The sequence below is a fragment of the Cupriavidus sp. SK-3 genome (assembly GCF_000611145.1).
In the GTDB taxonomy this organism is placed as follows: Bacteria; Pseudomonadota; Gammaproteobacteria; order Burkholderiales; family Burkholderiaceae; genus Cupriavidus.
The window spans coordinates 15,680-30,814 of the sequence record NZ_JFJV02000291.1; the positions used below are offsets into that span (position 1 = coordinate 15,680).

Sequence of the window (15,135 nt, forward strand, 5' to 3'; positions counted from 1 at the left end):
GTCATCTATCAGCCGCTAACTTCCTGCTGCCATGCCCCCTTCCAATAGCACTTCCGTCCGCCGCAGCCGCCTCTGGGTCTGGCTCGCCGTTGCTGTCGTCGCTGCCGCTGCCGGCGCACTGGCCGGTCATTATGTGTTCTCGCCCAAGCCTGCATCCGACGAGGCGGTGGAGGCGTTCCTGCGTACGCAACTGCCTGACCCGACCGGCGCGCAGGTCGATTTCGCCAAGTTGCGGGGCAAAACCGTAGTTGTGAACTTCTGGGCACCCTGGTGCGGCCCATGCGTCGAGGAGATGCCCGACCTGACCGCGCTGCACAAGGAGTACTCGGGGCGCAAGGTGGAATTTGTCGGCATCGGCATCGATTCGGCCGGCAATATCCAGCAGTTCATCCAGAAAGTGCCGGTCTCTTACCCGCTGGTGGTGGCGGGCTTTGCCGGTACGGAGTTGTCGCGTAATTTCGGCAATGCCGCCGGCGGGCTGCCCTATACAGTGATCATTGCGCCCGACGGCACGGTCAGCTACCGCAAAATGGGCAGGGTTTCCCCTGACGAACTGCGCGCCGCGCTGCCTCGCGGCTAGGTATAAGATTCTTGATTTGAGGCGATTTTCATCTAATCTTTATCGATCATCAGGCAAATTAACCGATTTCCGATAGCACGGATCGAAAGTGCCGGATCAGACCAAAAAACTCGCCTGCCTGGAAGCTGCTTATGTCTGCGCTGCTAGACAAATCACTCTAAGCTACGGTAATCTCCGCGCAATTTCGTTGAAATGGTCGAGCCGCCGTGATCGATACGCCTCCCGAACGCCGCTCCTCCCGCTACCGCAAGGTGCTGGTCCTGCATGGACCTAACCTGAACCTGCTGGGCACGCGCGAACCGGAAACCTATGGTCACACGAAACTGGTCGATATCGACCTTGCTCTTGCACAGCGTGCAAGGCAGGCCAATATCGCCCTGGCTACGTTCCAGTCCAACCACGAGGGGGCGCTGGTCGATCGTATCCATGCAGCGCGCGACGAGGGTGTTGACTTCATCATCATCAACCCGGCCGCCTACACGCATACCAGCGTGGCGTTGCGCGATGCGCTGGCCGGGGTGGCGATCCCTTTCGTGGAGGTCCACTTGTCGAACGTGCATCGGCGCGAGGACTTCCGTCACCACTCCTTTTTCTCGGATGTGGCGATCGGCGTGATCTGCGGACTTGGCTGGCAAGGCTACCTGCTGGCGCTGGACTATGCCCTCGGGCAGGAGCTGGAGCAGGCGCCCCTAAAGGCCTGACCCGGCCGCTTTATTTCATGACATTTACCGCGCCCCCGGCGCCTGTCACGTCCCCGCTGTCTCGCGCGGCGGACGTAGGCAGCCCGCCGGACGCATGAGTTTTTCCCGGACGAAGCCGCCAAAGCGGCAAGCCGGACAACCCGATTCAGGAGGATAGAAGATGGACCTGCGCAAGCTGAAGACGCTGATCGACCTGGTGGCCGAGTCCGGCATCTCCGAGCTGGAAGTCACCGAAGGCGAAGGCAAGGTGCGAATTGTCAAGGCACCGCCGCAGGTCATCGCCGCGCCGATGGCGATGCAACCGATGCAGGCACTGCCCCCGGCCGCCGGACCCGTCGCGGCGCCCGTTGCCGGCGCCGAGCCGACCGCACCGCAACTGCCGGTGGGCCATGTCGTGACCTCGCCGATGGTCGGCACCTTCTATCGCGCCCCCTCGCCGGGCGCCGCGGCCTTCGTCAACGTGGGCGATACCGTCAAGGAAGGCCAGACGGTCTGCATCATCGAAGCGATGAAGCTGCTCAACGAAATCGAGTCCGACAAGGCTGGCGTGATCAAGGAAATCCTGGTCGAGAATGGCCAGGCGGTGGAATACGGCCAGCCGCTCTTCATCATCGGCTGATACTGACCGGCATGCCGCGCCGCCCGCAGCCTGCGCCGGATGTTCCGGCCGGCCGCTCCGGCGCAGGCGCACCGGATGTGCCGCACGGGCCTCGTCCCGGTGCCAGCTCCCCCGCCCGCACTCCGGCCACCGCGCCGGGGGCGCCATGATCCGCCGCGGTGGGACCGCCTTTCTCCTCGCAGAGAGTGACTATGTTTGAAAAAATTCTGATCGCGAATCGCGGTGAAATCGCCCTTCGCATCCAGCGCGCCTGCCGCGAGCTTGGCATCAAGACCGTAGTGGTGTATTCGGAAGCCGACAAGGAAGCCAAATACGTCAAGCTGGCCGACGAAGCCGTCTGTATCGGCCCGGCGCCTTCGCCGCTGTCCTACCTCAATATGCCGGCCATCATCTCGGCCGCCGAGGTGACCGACTCGCAAGCCATCCACCCAGGCTACGGCTTCCTGTCGGAAAACGCCGATTTCGCCGAACGCGTGGAAAAATCCGGCTTCGTCTTTATCGGCCCGACCTCGGAAAGCATCCGCCTGATGGGCGACAAGGTCTCGGCCAAGCAAGCCATGATCAAGTCCGGCGTGCCGTGCGTGCCGGGCTCGGAAGGCGCGCTGCCCGAGGATCCCAAGGAAATCCTGGCGATCGCGCGCACCGTCGGCTACCCGGTCATCATCAAGGCGGCGGGCGGCGGCGGTGGCCGCGGCATGCGCGTGGTGCACACCGAAGCAGCCTTGGTCAATGCGGTCAACATGACGCGCGAGGAAGCGGGCCGTGCCTTCGGTAACCCGGAGGTCTACATGGAGAAATTCCTGGAGAACCCCCGGCACGTCGAAATCCAGATCCTGGCCGACCAGCATCGCCAGGCGATCTGGCTGGGCGAGCGCGACTGCTCGATGCAGCGCCGCCACCAGAAGGTGATCGAGGAAGCGCCAGCACCGCATATCCCGCGCCGCCTGATCGAGCGTATCGGCGACCGCTGCGCCGAGGCCTGCAAGAAGATCGGCTACCGTGGCGCCGGCACCTTCGAGTTCCTGTACGAGAACAACGAGTTCTACTTCATCGAGATGAACACGCGCGTGCAGGTGGAGCACCCCGTCACCGAGATGATCACCGGCATCGACATCGTGCAGGAGCAGATCCGCATCGCCTTTGGCGAGAAGCTGCGCTGGCGCCAGAAGGACGTGCAGTTGCGCGGCCACTCCATCGAATGCCGCATCAATGCCGAGGACCCGTTCAAGTTCACGCCGTCGCCCGGGCGCATCACCGCGTGGCACATGCCCGGCGGTCCCGGCGTGCGGGTCGACTCGCACGCGTATGATGGCTACTTCGTGCCGCCCAACTACGATTCGATGATTGGCAAGATCATCACCTACGGCGCTACCCGCGAGCAGGCCATTGCCCGCATGCGGATCGCGCTGTCGGAAATGGTGGTGGACGGCATCCAGACCAACGTACCGCTGCACCGCGAGCTGATGCTCGATGCCAACTTCGTCGAAGGCGGCACCAGCATTCACTATCTCGAGCACCGCCTGGCCCAGAAGAACGTGGCCAAGGGCGGCAAGATCTGAAGCCCCGGCGCGGCCAGCATTAACGGATCGACAAGGATCGCCTGTGGCATTTCAGGAATGTGTGATCGAAATCGCACAAGACCAGGCAGAAGCCTGGTCTGACGCACTGTTCGACCTCGGCGCGCTGTCGGTATCGGTGGAAGACGCCGATGCCGACACGCCCGACGAGCAGCCGCTGTTCGGCGAGCCCGGCATGGAGCCGACTCGCCTGGCATGGAACCGCTCGCGCGTGGTGGCGCTGTTCGACGACAGCACCGATCCCGTGCTGGTGGTGGCCGCTGCTGCCAATGCGCTGGGTATCGACCCGGTGCCGCCGTACCAGTTGCGGCCGGTCGAGGACCAGGACTGGGTGCGCCTGACGCAATCCCAGTTCGAGCCTATCCGCATCGGCGAGCGCATCTGGGTGGTGCCGTCGTGGCACGAAGCGCCCGAACCCGACGCGGTGGTGCTGGAACTCGATCCCGGCCTCGCCTTCGGTACCGGCAGCCATCCCACCACGCGGCTGTGCATGCAGTGGCTGGAACAGAACATCAAGGCGGGTGAAACCGTGCTCGACTACGGTTGCGGCTCGGGCATCCTCGCCATCGTGGCGCGCAAGCTCGGCGCGGGCGACACGCTCGGCATCGATATCGACCCCAACGCGGTGGAAGCCTCGCGGTACAACGCTGAGCGCAATCGCGTGGAAGCCACTTTCGCGCTGCCGGAAACCGTTTCCGCGGCCAGCTACGACCTCGTCGTCGCCAATATCCTGTCCAATCCGCTCAAGCTGATGGCGGCCATGCTGAGCGCCCGCGTGCGTCCCGGCGGCCGGCTGGTGCTGTCGGGCGTGCTGGAGCGGCAGGCGGAGGAAGTCGCCGCTGCCTACGCGCCCTGGCTGCCCATGTCAGTCTGGCGCAGCGAGGAAGGCTGGGTGTGCCTGCACGGCACCCGCGGTGAAGGCCCCGGCGTCCAGCCCTGAGCCCCGCCAATGGCCGCAGCCAAGCTCGTCACGCGTTGCCCGGCCTGCCGCACGGCGTTCCGGCTGGTTGCCGATCAGTTGCGGCTGCGGCAGGGCCTGGTCCGCTGCGGCCAGTGCGACACCGTTTTCGACGCGCGTGAACACCTGATCGAACTGCCGGCGCCCGAACCGGCCAGCGAGGCCGCGGTCGCCGCCGAGGCTGCCGCAAGCGTGGCTGCCCCAGCGCCGCCGCAGGAGACCGCCCCGGAAAAGCCCCACCGCCGCTCGCCGCGCACGCCGCACGAGAAGTCCCGCGAGAAGTCCCACGAGGAAGCGATCGAGGGTGCTCACGACACGGCACACGGCCGCGCGCCGCGAATCCCACGCAAACGGCACCATGCCGAGGCGCACCCTGAAACGGCAGCACCTGACGCGCCTGGCCCGCATGCTGCCGAGGCCCTCGTCGCGCCGCAGGAAGCGCCGCATGACGAGGCTGCCGAATCCGGTGAGGACCGCCCCTACATCCCTCCTTTCGATCCCGGCTTCGATCCCGGTTACGACGTGCCAGCGCTCGATGCGCCCACCGTGATGCTGTACCAGACGCAAGCGGAAGCCGATCGGGCTGTGCACGCCGCCAACCTGCAGGCGGAGCCGGAAACAGGCGCCGTGGAGGCTGGCGAGGAAGCGGAAGCGGCTTCCGCCGTGTTCGTGCCTGGCATTGTCGATGGCGAGGAGGCTGACGTTTCCGCCACGGACCAGGCAATCGAAGCATCTGGCGCAACTGAAGCAGTCGAACCAACCCAGGCAACCGAGTTAGCCGATGCAACCGAAGCATCCGACGCAACGCATACAGCCAGCGTAGCCGACATAGCCGGTGCCGCCGCCGACGCCTGGCACGAAGCCGGCGCCCCGGCAGCGGGCGACACACCCGCCGCCACGCCGCAAGCCACCCCCTGGCCACAACTGGACCCCGGGACGCTGGCCGACGACCTGCCGCCGCAAGCCGCGCCCCAGGCCATCGCCGGGACCACCGCCCTGGACGACGATGCGGAACGTGAAGCGCAGGCCGCCCATGGACATGCGGCGCAACTGCCGCCACTAGCGGCCGGCGACAACGATGCAACGCATGCCGCGGACACGGCGCAAGCCAGCGATGCGGTGGACGACGTAGCCGCCGCCGGCCACGCCCCCGCGAGTGCCCGCGCCGAAGCCGACGCCGCAGCGGTCCCGAGCGCGAGCGGCTACCTGCGCGCCGAAGCGCAAAGCGATTTTCCCGAGATTCCCGAGCCCGTGGCGCGCGAACAGGCGTCGCGCCTGCGGGCGGCGAGCGAGGAGCCCGCGGCACCGGCCTTCGCGCCAGACTTCCTGCGGCACGCACGCGAGCGCGGTCCGGGCCCGGCCCGGCGCAAGCGCACGCTGCAACGCCTGGCGATCGCCTTGCTGGTGCTGGCAGGACTGGTGCAAGCAACCTATCTGGCGCGCAGCCAGCTGTCGGGGCGCTTCCCGATGCTGCGCCCGGCCTTCGAGGCGGTCTGCGCACCGCTGGGATGCGAGGTGGCGCCGTGGCGCGACATCGACGCCCTGCGCATCGAAAGCTCGCTGCTGCAAAAGCAGGACGAGGACTCCGACGCATACCTGCTTGCCGTCACCTTGCGCAACCAGGGCCGGGCGACCGTGGCACTGCCGGCCATCGAGCTGGTCATGACCGACCTGCAGGACCAGTTGCTGTTGCGCAAGGTACTGCAGCCGGCCGATTATCTCGACGCCGGACAGCGGGCCTTTGCCACGCACGGCCTGCGCGCAGGCACGGAGCTTCCGGTTCGGGTACGATTCCGTTCGCAGCAGGCGGCGGCGAACTACCGCGTGCTGATCTTCTACCCCTGAATTCCACACGGGCCCGCCGCTCATCCCGGGCGCCCCCGAATCACGGGCCCGCATTTCACACAGGAGCACATATGAGCAACGTCACCCTCGGCGGCAACGCCATCGAAGTCGGCGGCAAGTTTCCGCAAGCCGGCGACAAGGCCCCCGCATTCTCGCTGGTCGGCAAGGACCTGAAGGACGTCACGCTGGGCGACTTCGCCGGCAAGCGCAAGGTGCTCAATATCGTCCCCAGCCTGGACACCCCGGTGTGCCAGGCCTCCGCGCGCAAGTTCAACGAAGCCGCCAGCGGCCTCGCCAACACCGTGGTGCTGACTATCTCGGCCGACCTGCCCTTCGCCATGGGCCGCTTCTGCACCGCTGAAGGCCTGGCCAACGTGGTGCCGCTGTCGCTCATGCGCGGCGCCGATTTCAAGGGCAACTACGGCGTGGACGTCAAGACCGGCCCGCTCGCCGGCGTGACCGCGCGCGCCGTGGTGGTGCTCGACGAAAACGACAACGTGAAGTACAGCGAACTGGTCTCGGAAATCAAGAACGAGCCGAACTACGACGCCGCACTGGCCGCGCTGAAGTAAGCGCGCCACCAGCCAGGCGCGGCCACCCGGATGACCGGGTGGCCGTTTTTACATTCAGTGGGCACCGCCACGAGCGGGCGCCCCCTTAGCAAGCACTGCAAGAATTGGAGAGAGCATGTCCAGCCTGATCTGTGGCTCCGTCGCCTACGACACCATCATGACGTTCGAGGGGCATTTCCGCGAACATATCCTGCCCGACCAGATCCACATGCTGAACGTGTCCTTCCTGGTCCCGTCCATGCGCCGCGAGTTCGGCGGCTGCGCAGGCAATATCGGCTACTCGCTGAAGCTGCTGGGCGGCGAGCCCGTGGTCATGGCCACCGTGGGCGCCGACGCCGAGCCTTACCTGCAGTACCTGCGCACGCTCGACATCAGCACCGAGCACATCCGTACCCTGCCCGATACCTATACGGCGCAGGCCATGATCACCACCGACCTGGACAACAACCAGATCACGGCATTTCACCCGGGCGCGATGAACCAGTCGCAGCTCTCCCAGGTGCAGGATGCGCTCGGCGGCAGCAACGCGCCTACCCTGGGCATCGTCGCGCCGGACAGCCGCGAAGGCATGCTGCACCACGCCCGTCAGTTCGCCGAGGCCGGCGTGCCCTTCATCTTCGACCTGGGCCAGGCCATGCCGCTGTTCAACGGCGACGACCTCCGCCAGTTCGTTGAACTCGCCAGCTACGTGACGGTCAATGACTACGAAGCGCAAGTGCTGTTGTCGCGTACCGGCTGGACCAGCGAGGAAGTTGCCGCGCAAGTCCAGGCCTTCATCGTGACCCACGGTGAGCAGGGCGCGAGCGTCTTCGCCAACAAGCAGAAGTACAATATCGCTTCCGTAAAAGCGGATCGGGTCATCGATCCCACGGGCTGCGGGGATGCGTTCCGCGGCGGCCTGCTTTACGGCATCGAACGGGGCTTCGACTGGGAAACAACAGGCCGCCTTGCCAGCCTGATGGGTTCCATCAAGATCGCGCACCAGGGTCCGCAAAACCACAAACCGTCGCGCGACGAAATCGGTGAACGCTTCCAGTCGGCTTTTGGTTATCGCTACGAGTAACACCTTTACGGGATGGATCCCATGCATACCCTGCTTCGCACCAGCGCCATCGCGCTCGCTGCAGCCGCCACCCTGGTGGCCGGCTGCGCTTCGCAGTCGAACTCCGCCAGCATCTATACGCCGGGCCAGGCTCAGCGCGAGCAGACCTTGCGCTACGGCGTGGTCGACACCGTGCGCGAGGTGCTGATCCAGGGTAACCAGACGGGCGCCGGCACCATCGCCGGCGGTGCCATCGGCGGCATCGCCGCCGGCAGCACCATCGGCAGCGGCGGCGGCTCGGTAGCCGCGGGCGTGCTGGGCGCGGTGCTCGGCGGTATCGCCGGCAGCATGGCAGAGAACAAGATCAACCAGCGCCGTGGCCTGGAGATCACCGTGCGACTGGACAACGGCGAGATGCGCGCCATTGTCCAGGACGCCGACGAAGCCTTCCACCCGGGCGAACGCGTGCGCCTGCTGTCTGCCGGCGGCACGACCCGCGTTACGCACTGAGCACGGCACCCGGGCTGCGCGCTGCGCGCCTGTCCGCTGCAGCGGGGGTGACGCTACACGGATACGAGAAAGCCGCCCAACGGCGCCTGCGACAGTTTAAGACGACCTCCGGCCGCGACCCCGACCCCGACCCTGATCTGCCAGAGCGCTGCCTCCTCTACGGAGGCAGCGCTTTTTTCTTGCCGCGACCCACGCCCGCCCGAACCTCGCCTGTGGAAGCGGGCCAACGGCCTGGCCGTCCGGATGCACTCATCTTCCTGTCGCCAGCAACGTCGCGGCCACCTCGTCGGGATCCCGCCCCGCGGCGGCCAGCACCAGGGTCTTGCGTCGTGAGGCCTGACCGCTCTTCAGCGTGACCGAACGGCGCGGCAGGCCCAGCGACGCGGCCAGCCACTGGCACAGGGCTTCGTTGGCCTTGCCGTCCACGGGCGGTGCCGCCAACCTGATCTTCAGCACACCGTCATACTCGCCCGCGGCCGCGGTCGTCCTGGCGCCAGGCTGCACGTGCACCGTCACCACGATCTCATCTTGCCCGGAGCCCTTGCCCTGGCGGCACCATGCGGCCATCTACGCCTCTCCTGCTTTCCGGATGTTCAAATGCGCAATCGCCAGGGTGATCCGGTGCCCGGGCGCGCATGAAAAAACCCGCCGGGCTTTCACCATCGGCGGGGTGGCGCGGCNCCATCGGCGGGTTGGCAAGACTGACGTCTTGCGGACCGGATACGCAGTATCCGGTCAGTGCGACACGCGATGCGTGCCCTGGCAATTCCCAGCGCTGGCCGTTACCGGCACGCTTACGGACGGGTGCCCGTCGGGAAAGGCCATGCCGCAGCCGGGTTCAGCGCGGTCTTGGCAGTTGTAGCGGGTGCGACAGCAGGCGCAGCGGCAGGCTTCGAAGCCGGCGCAGCCTTCTTGGCAGCAGCCTTCTTGGCCGGAGCCTTCTTGGCAGCAGCCTTCTTGGCCGGTGCGGCCTTCTTGGCAGCAGCAGCCTTCTTGGCCGGTGCAGCAGCCTTCTTGGCCGGTGCGGCCTTCTTGGCGGCTACCTTCTTGGCCGGTGCGGCCTTCTTGGCCACTACCTTCTTGGCTGCAACTTTCTTGGCCGGTGCGGCCTTCTTCGCTACGACCTTCTTCGCTACGACCTTCTTGGCGGCGGCCTTCTTGGCCGGCGCTGCCTTCTTGGCCGGCGCTGCCTTCTTCGCTACGACCTTCTTGGCGGCGGCCTTCTTGGCCGGTGCTGCAGCCTTCTTGGCCGGTGCAGCCTTCTTCGCCACTACTTTCTTGGCGGCGACCTTCTTCACAGCGGCCTTCTTGGCCGGGGCGGCTGCCTTCTTGGCGGCCGGCTTGGCGGCCTTCTTAGCCGCCGGTTTCTTCTTTGCAGTCGTTGCCATGGATAACTCCTTCACTAGAGAGTGAATATCGAATGACCTAAGTTGGCGACCCGACCGACCCGAGGCGCGTTACCGCGATGCGACCCCAATCGAGCGAGCGATTCATCGGCGCACGGAAACATTGCGACCCCACGCTAATGAATTCGGTGTCAGGGGCACCGCGGCGAGCGGTGCGATAGTGGCCAAGCGGAGCCCGCAGCCGGGCTTCTGACGCTTGCCGCGCCCTGGAGTATTCGATCTGCCCGCACCATCCGCCGGATCGGCACGCGGCATGAAAAGAAGAGATATCGGCCGGCATTTCCATGATGCGGGCAAAGCCACGCGCACCACGTACGGCATTCGTTTGGGGGTAGTTCGCCCATCCCGTTACTGGGCCAAAGGAGACTGCACGCGTTTTAGTAAACCAGTACGGCTTGGTCTGCGTCAAAGTTCTAGTGCTCCTGAGCTACCTGTTCCATTGCATCGAAGTGGGTGGCGCTCGTCGATCGGCATCACGTCCAACATCATCGTTCCATCTGCTGTCTTGCCTGCCTCGCAGCCATGCAATGAAGTGAGACTCTTGTCAAGGCGAATCATAATTCGTTTGTTGCGCGATGTTAAGAAAAAAGTGCAAAAAAACTTGCGCGCGAGCATGACAACTTCATCGTCTTCATGGCCGCGCTCCGCTCGCCTCGTCTTTGCATGCGCGCGACACGCTCTCACCGCGTCGGACGCGAATGCGCATCGCTCCTCGCGCACACGATCGACGCATCGCTGATGCCGCGTCGAGCGAATGAAAAACCATCGCCGGCGCGCTCCGTTTTATTTACGCGAGCATCGCTGCCGGTACGCACTCGACGCGCGGCGACGGCGCGCTTCACGACGTTTCACGAACGCCGGAAACCCGCATGAACAAAGGCTTTTCGGGAAACCAGGAATGCCCGACAGATAACTGCGCGCACGCGTCGCGCCATCGTCCTCTCACACTTCGCGCGAGTACGAACTGACGCCGCGCATGCAGCGACCGGGCCTTCGTGCAGCCGTGCATGGAAGACACGGCGCGATGCGCGGACGATGCGCGCATCGAAGTCCGGTTCGCACGCTCGCGTGCTGCTTGAACAGTGATGCGCCGACGCAACGGTCTGAGCATCTTCATTGCGACACACGCACTCAAGCGCGGTTCGGACACAGCGTCTTGCATGCATCGCGCGGCTCCATCGATGCACGCGAGACGACTGCGTGCCTTCCATCGGCCGGCATCCGCAATCGACAGCATCGACCTGTTCACCGGCGAGGTATCCCGGACCCTGCATGTAGTGTCGCGCGGAGTCGGGCACTCTCTGCCAGGCCGAACGCGGCGCGCGCAATGCGTGATGAAGAGGTTCGCCAGGCGTTCAATGCGATGCGCCCACTCGTCGCGCAAAGCAAAGCGAGACTCCGCGATGGCGACTACGATGCGTGGCCGGACAGGTGCCGCAGGCATGGCGGCACCACACGGAACATGCCGCCTAGAGGATTGCTTCAAGTGCCGCCAGCAGACAATTTTGCTGCATGACAGAATACGCCAGCAACCAGCAACCACGCCGGTTTCCGGCGAGCGGCCAGCTCGCTTTGATGCGTACGCAAACACGCCCGGGAGATTGCGGCGCGAGCCTATCACCAGTAGATTGGCGTACCCGCGCCGCCAGGCTCGCCGAATCCGGCCAGTGACGACCCTGGTAGCGCCACGGCACGCAGTCATGGCGCGCCCCAACCCAAACAGGAGATCCCGATGCACTTTACTGCCCCCCGCTCCGTCGCACGCGCCGCCGTCATGGCGGCACGCGTCACCGTGCTCGCCGGTGCGCTGCTGGGTAGCGCCGCGGCGTTGGCCCAGGCCACCCCGACTGGTTCATGGAAGACCATCGACGACGCCACCGGCAAGCCACGCGGCCTGGTGGAGATCAGCGAGCATAACGGCGTCTACAGCGGCAAGCTCGTCAAGAGCTTCGGCGAGAGTGACGGCAAGAGCGACGGCAAGCCCAAGGTATGCGACAAGTGCACCGACTCGCGCCGCGACCAGCCCATCATGGGCATGACCATCATCACGGGCTTGCGCAAGACCGGCGACAACGAGTGGAGCGGCGGCGAGATCCTGGATCCGGAAAGCGGCAAGCTCTACAAGACCAAGATGTCGCTGGCGGACGACGGCAACAAGCTCAAGGTGCGCGGCTTCATCGGCATCAGCCTGCTGGGACGCACCCAGACCTGGGAACGCGAACGCTAGCCTGCGTGCCAGGCGGTACCGGCACCGCCTGGCAACCCACGGCGCAGTCCTTGCGCCGTCCCTGCCTTCATCGTTGCATCGTCTCAGCGCCTCGCCTGCCTCTCCGTCCTTCGGCAACCCGTCCCGGCCAATCCGCCTTCGCGCCGCCTCCGGCGCTGCCGCCCCGCTTCCCGCACGACCACTCAGCCAGCCGATTGCCATGCGCTGCCCGCATGACGACATGCGCAGAATTCGTTTTCAGGGTGACGGCGCGGCTCCTAACATCGGCCTTACCTGCCGTGCGCCCATTCATCCCCCACCGCGCCGGGCGGCGCTGCCACGCCGACCCGGTACCGACGCGGTTCGCGCACCGGCTCCGCCAACCAGGAGGAAGTCATGCACGCAAGCGCCCGTCCAGAAGCGCCACCGAACGTCAGCGGCTCGCAGCGCCGCCGCGCCATCGTCGCCACCGTAATCGGCAACGGTCTCGAGTGGTTCGATTTCACCGTCTACAGCTTCTTCGCCGTCATCATCGCGAAGCTCTTCTTTCCCACCGGCAACGATCTGTCGTCGCTCCTGCTGGCGGTTGCCACCTTTGGCGTGGGATTCTTCATGCGGCCTGTCGGCGGCATCATCCTCGGGGTGTACGCCGACCGCGTCGGCCGCAAGGCAGCGCTGTCTCTGACCATCCTGCTGATGGCGCTGGGCACCACCATGATCGGCCTGGCGCCCACCTTTGATCAGATCGGCGTCTTCGCGCCGCTGCTGATCGTGGTGGCGCGCCTGCTGCAGGGTTTTTCCGCCGGCGGAGAGATGGGCGGCGCGACCGCCTTCCTGACCGAGTACGCACCGGTCGAACGGCGCGCCTACTATTCGAGCTGGATCCAGGCGAGCATCGGCGTGGCGGTGCTGCTGGGCGCTGCGGTCGGCACCTTCGTGACCTCCGCGCTGAGCACCGAAGCACTCAATAGCTGGGGCTGGCGCCTGCCCTTCCTGCTCGGCATCGTGATCGGTCCGGTGGGCTACTACATCCGCCATCACCTCGACGAGACGCCGACGTTCCGCGAGACCACCGACAAGTCCGACTCGCCGCTGGCCGAAGTGCTGCGCGACTACCCGCGCCAGACCGCAGCCAGCTTCTCGATGGTGATCCTGTGGACGGTCTGCACTTACGTGCTGCTGTTCTATATGCCGACGTACTCGGTCAAAGTGCTCCATGTGCCGCAGTCCACCGGCTTCATTGCCGGCATGGTCGGCGGCCTGGCGATCATGGTGTGCGCGCCGCTGGTCGGCATGCTGGCGGACCGCATCGGACGCCGCGTGCTGCTGTCCGGATCGGCGCTGCTGATCCTGGTGCTGGCCTATCCGATGTTCGTCTATATCAACCAGGCGCCGGGGCTGGCTTCGCTGGTGGTCTTCCAGCTGGTGTTCGGCGTGCTGATCGCCACCTACACCGGCCCCATCCTGGCCGCGTTCTCCGAACTGTTCCCGGCCAAGGTGCTGTCGACCGGATTGTCGGTGGCCTACAACCTGGCGGTCACCATCTTCGGCGGCTTCGCTTCCTTCATCATCACCTGGCTGATCGCCAGCACGGGCAGCACCATGGCGCCAGCCTTCTATGTGATGTTTGCCGCCGCCATCAGCCTGGCCGGCACGCGCCTGGTACGCGAGCCCGCTTACCTGCAATCCACGCAAGTGCAAGCCGCGCAACCCGTCTAGTCCCAGCGCTTGTTCATCTTGTTCATCTTGTATCTCGTATGAAACAGATCCTACTCAGGGGCGGCAACGTCCTCGACCCCGCCCACGGCGGTCTCCTGCAACGCCACGATGTACTGATCGAAGGCGAGCGCATCGCCGAAGTGTCGGCCACGCCGATCCACGCGCCTACCGCGCAGGTGATCGACCTAGCCGGCAAGACCGTCATGCCCGGGCTGATCGACTGCCACGTGCACGTGCTGGCGTCGCTGGCCAACCTCGGCCTGAACGCGGTGCAACCCAATGTGCTGGTGGCGTTCCGCGCCATGCCGATCATGAAGGCCATGCTGGAGCGCGGCTTCACCACCGTGCGCGATGCCGGCGGCGCCGACTGGGGCCTGTCGCAGGCGATCGAGACCGGCCTGGTGCCCGGCCCGCGCATCTTCCCGTCCGGCAAGGCGCTGTCCCAGACCGGCGGGCACGGCGATTTCCGCCCGCGCGCGGATGTGCTGGAGCCATGCTCGTGCGCTTTCCGCGCCGGCGCTATCGCCCGTGTGGCCGATGGCGTGGACGCAGTTCGCCTGGCGGTGCGCGAAGAAATCCAGAAAGGTGCCACGCAGATCAAGATCATGGCATCCGGCGGGGTGGCCTCGCCCACCGATCCGATCGGCAACACGCAGTACAGCGAGGACGAGATCCGCGCCATCGTGGCCGAGGCCGAGGCGGCCCAGACCTATGTCATGGCGCACGCCTACACCGGCCGCGCCATCGCGCGCGCGGTGCGCTGCGGGGTACGCACCATCGAGCACGGCAACCTGGTCGACCGCGCCGCCGCCCGCGTGATGCGCGAGCATGGCGCCTTCGTGGTGCCCACCCTTGTCACCTACGAGTCGCTTGCGCGCGACGGTGCGCGGCTGGGCCTGCCGGCGGAATCGGTGGCGAAGATCGAAACCGTGCGCCAGGCTGGGCGCGACTCGCTAGCCATCTATGCGGAAGCGGGCGTGCCGATGGGCTTTGGCTCCGACCTGCTGGGCGAGATGCACCAGGACCAGTCGGACGAGTTCCGCATCCGCGCGGAACTGCTCGGCAACCTGGAAGCGATCCGCAGCGCCACTTCGATTGCCGCCGCCATCCTGCAGCGCGAAGGCGAGCTGGGCACCGTGCGAGCAGGCGCGCTGGCCGACCTGATCGCGGTGGATGGCAATCCGCTGGCAGACATCGGGCTGCTCTGCGGCCAGGGCGAGCACCTGACGATGGTGATGCAGGCGGGGCGACTGCATCGCCAGCCTGGCTGAACCCCAGGGCTAGACTAAGCCGACAAGGATGCGCCAGAGCCGTCCGCAATGACGACGGCTGTCACTCCCTCTCCCCTCAGGGGGAGAGGGTTGGGGAGAGGGGTGGCTTGGCCGGGAGCCACCTGAAGC

At 65.9% G+C, this 15,135-nt stretch carries 14 protein-coding genes; 12 read left to right on the forward strand and 2 right to left on the reverse strand.

Annotated elements, in window-relative coordinates:
• Window positions 1–31 precede the first annotated feature (31 nt).
• The 9 genes from CF70_RS32125 (at window position 32) to CF70_RS32165 (ending at window position 8,404) form a co-directional block, all read left to right on the forward strand.
• Window positions 32–580 carry a TlpA family protein disulfide reductase gene (locus CF70_RS32125; protein ID WP_035875472.1) on the forward strand — a complete coding sequence of 183 codons (549 nt, stop codon included), beginning with the start codon at window positions 32–34 and terminating at the stop codon, window positions 578–580.
• A gap of 206 nt (window positions 581–786) precedes the next feature.
• A complete protein-coding gene (gene aroQ, locus CF70_RS32130) occupies window positions 787–1,281 on the forward strand; it encodes a type II 3-dehydroquinate dehydratase (RefSeq protein ID WP_235185298.1) in 495 nt (164 codons plus the stop codon).
• 160 nt (window positions 1,282–1,441) lie between these two features.
• Window positions 1,442–1,900, forward strand: coding sequence for an acetyl-CoA carboxylase biotin carboxyl carrier protein (gene accB / locus CF70_RS32135; protein ID WP_035875473.1), 459 nt, complete (start codon window positions 1,442–1,444; stop codon window positions 1,898–1,900).
• A 191-nt stretch (window positions 1,901–2,091) separates the two neighbouring features.
• Window positions 2,092–3,459 (forward strand): acetyl-CoA carboxylase biotin carboxylase subunit, encoded by a 1,368-nt coding sequence (gene accC, locus CF70_RS32140; RefSeq protein WP_035875475.1) that lies wholly within the window; start codon window positions 2,092–2,094, stop codon window positions 3,457–3,459.
• Between the two features lie 43 nt (window positions 3,460–3,502).
• Entirely contained in the window at window positions 3,503–4,417 is a 915-nt protein-coding gene (gene prmA, locus CF70_RS32145) for a 50S ribosomal protein L11 methyltransferase (protein WP_035875477.1), read from the forward strand.
• Between the two features lie 9 nt (window positions 4,418–4,426).
• Window positions 4,427–6,280: a DUF3426 domain-containing protein gene (locus CF70_RS32150; RefSeq protein WP_035875479.1), complete on the forward strand. Its 1,854-nt coding sequence runs from the start codon at window positions 4,427–4,429 to the stop codon at window positions 6,278–6,280.
• 71 nt (window positions 6,281–6,351) lie between these two features.
• A complete protein-coding gene (gene tpx / locus CF70_RS32155; protein ID WP_035875481.1) occupies window positions 6,352–6,852 on the forward strand; it encodes a thiol peroxidase in 501 nt (166 codons plus the stop codon).
• Between the two features lie 115 nt (window positions 6,853–6,967).
• Complete coding sequence (locus tag CF70_RS32160; protein WP_035875483.1) at window positions 6,968–7,915, forward strand: carbohydrate kinase family protein; 948 nt, start codon at window positions 6,968–6,970, stop codon at window positions 7,913–7,915.
• Between the two features lie 21 nt (window positions 7,916–7,936).
• Entirely contained in the window at window positions 7,937–8,404 is a 468-nt protein-coding gene (locus tag CF70_RS32165; protein WP_035875671.1) for a membrane protein, read from the forward strand.
• 249 nt (window positions 8,405–8,653) lie between these two features.
• Here the strand turns inward: CF70_RS32165 and CF70_RS32170 are convergent, their stop codons facing one another.
• Window positions 8,654–8,971 carry a DUF167 domain-containing protein gene (locus tag CF70_RS32170; RefSeq protein WP_035875485.1) on the reverse strand — a complete coding sequence of 106 codons (318 nt, stop codon included), beginning with the start codon at window positions 8,969–8,971 and terminating at the stop codon, window positions 8,654–8,656.
• A gap of 227 nt (window positions 8,972–9,198) precedes the next feature.
• Window positions 9,199–9,792 carry a histone H1-like DNA-binding protein gene (locus CF70_RS32175; protein ID WP_035875487.1) on the reverse strand — a complete coding sequence of 198 codons (594 nt, stop codon included), beginning with the start codon at window positions 9,790–9,792 and terminating at the stop codon, window positions 9,199–9,201.
• Between the two features lie 1,792 nt (window positions 9,793–11,584).
• On the opposite strand from CF70_RS32175, the gene CF70_RS32180 reads away from it, so the two are divergent.
• The 3 genes from CF70_RS32180 (at window position 11,585) to CF70_RS32190 (ending at window position 15,006) form a co-directional block, all read left to right on the forward strand.
• Window positions 11,585–12,037: a DUF2147 domain-containing protein gene (locus CF70_RS32180; RefSeq protein WP_200876847.1), complete on the forward strand. Its 453-nt coding sequence runs from the start codon at window positions 11,585–11,587 to the stop codon at window positions 12,035–12,037.
• A gap of 375 nt (window positions 12,038–12,412) precedes the next feature.
• Entirely contained in the window at window positions 12,413–13,735 is a 1,323-nt protein-coding gene (locus CF70_RS32185) for an MFS transporter (protein WP_035875491.1), read from the forward strand.
• A gap of 38 nt (window positions 13,736–13,773) precedes the next feature.
• Window positions 13,774–15,006, forward strand: coding sequence for a metal-dependent hydrolase family protein (locus CF70_RS32190; protein WP_035875493.1), 1,233 nt, complete (start codon window positions 13,774–13,776; stop codon window positions 15,004–15,006).
• Window positions 15,007–15,135: the final 129 nt, after the last annotated feature.

Bases quoted from the DNA above. Each gene is read 5' to 3' on its own strand.
- CF70_RS32165 (WP_035875671.1), top strand. From the start codon at position 7,937: ATGCATACCCTGCTTCGCACCAGCGCCATCGCGCTCGCTGCAGCCGCC.
- CF70_RS32190 (WP_035875493.1), top strand. From the start codon at position 13,774: ATGAAACAGATCCTACTCAGGGGCGGCAACGTCCTCGACCCCGCCCAC.
- CF70_RS32185 (WP_035875491.1), top strand. From the start codon at position 12,413: ATGCACGCAAGCGCCCGTCCAGAAGCGCCACCGAACGTCAGCGGCTCG.
- CF70_RS32175 (WP_035875487.1), bottom strand. From the start codon at position 9,792: ATGGCAACGACTGCAAAGAAGAAACCGGCGGCTAAGAAGGCCGCCAAG.
- CF70_RS32125 (WP_035875472.1), top strand. From the start codon at position 32: ATGCCCCCTTCCAATAGCACTTCCGTCCGCCGCAGCCGCCTCTGGGTC.
- CF70_RS32170 (WP_035875485.1), bottom strand. From the start codon at position 8,971: ATGGCCGCATGGTGCCGCCAGGGCAAGGGCTCCGGGCAAGATGAGATC.
- CF70_RS32160 (WP_035875483.1), top strand. From the start codon at position 6,968: ATGTCCAGCCTGATCTGTGGCTCCGTCGCCTACGACACCATCATGACG.
- CF70_RS32180 (WP_200876847.1), top strand. From the start codon at position 11,585: ATGGCGGCACGCGTCACCGTGCTCGCCGGTGCGCTGCTGGGTAGCGCC.
- accC (WP_035875475.1), top strand. From the start codon at position 2,092: ATGTTTGAAAAAATTCTGATCGCGAATCGCGGTGAAATCGCCCTTCGC.
- tpx (WP_035875481.1), top strand. From the start codon at position 6,352: ATGAGCAACGTCACCCTCGGCGGCAACGCCATCGAAGTCGGCGGCAAG.
- CF70_RS32150 (WP_035875479.1), top strand. From the start codon at position 4,427: ATGGCCGCAGCCAAGCTCGTCACGCGTTGCCCGGCCTGCCGCACGGCG.
- accB (WP_035875473.1), top strand. From the start codon at position 1,442: ATGGACCTGCGCAAGCTGAAGACGCTGATCGACCTGGTGGCCGAGTCC.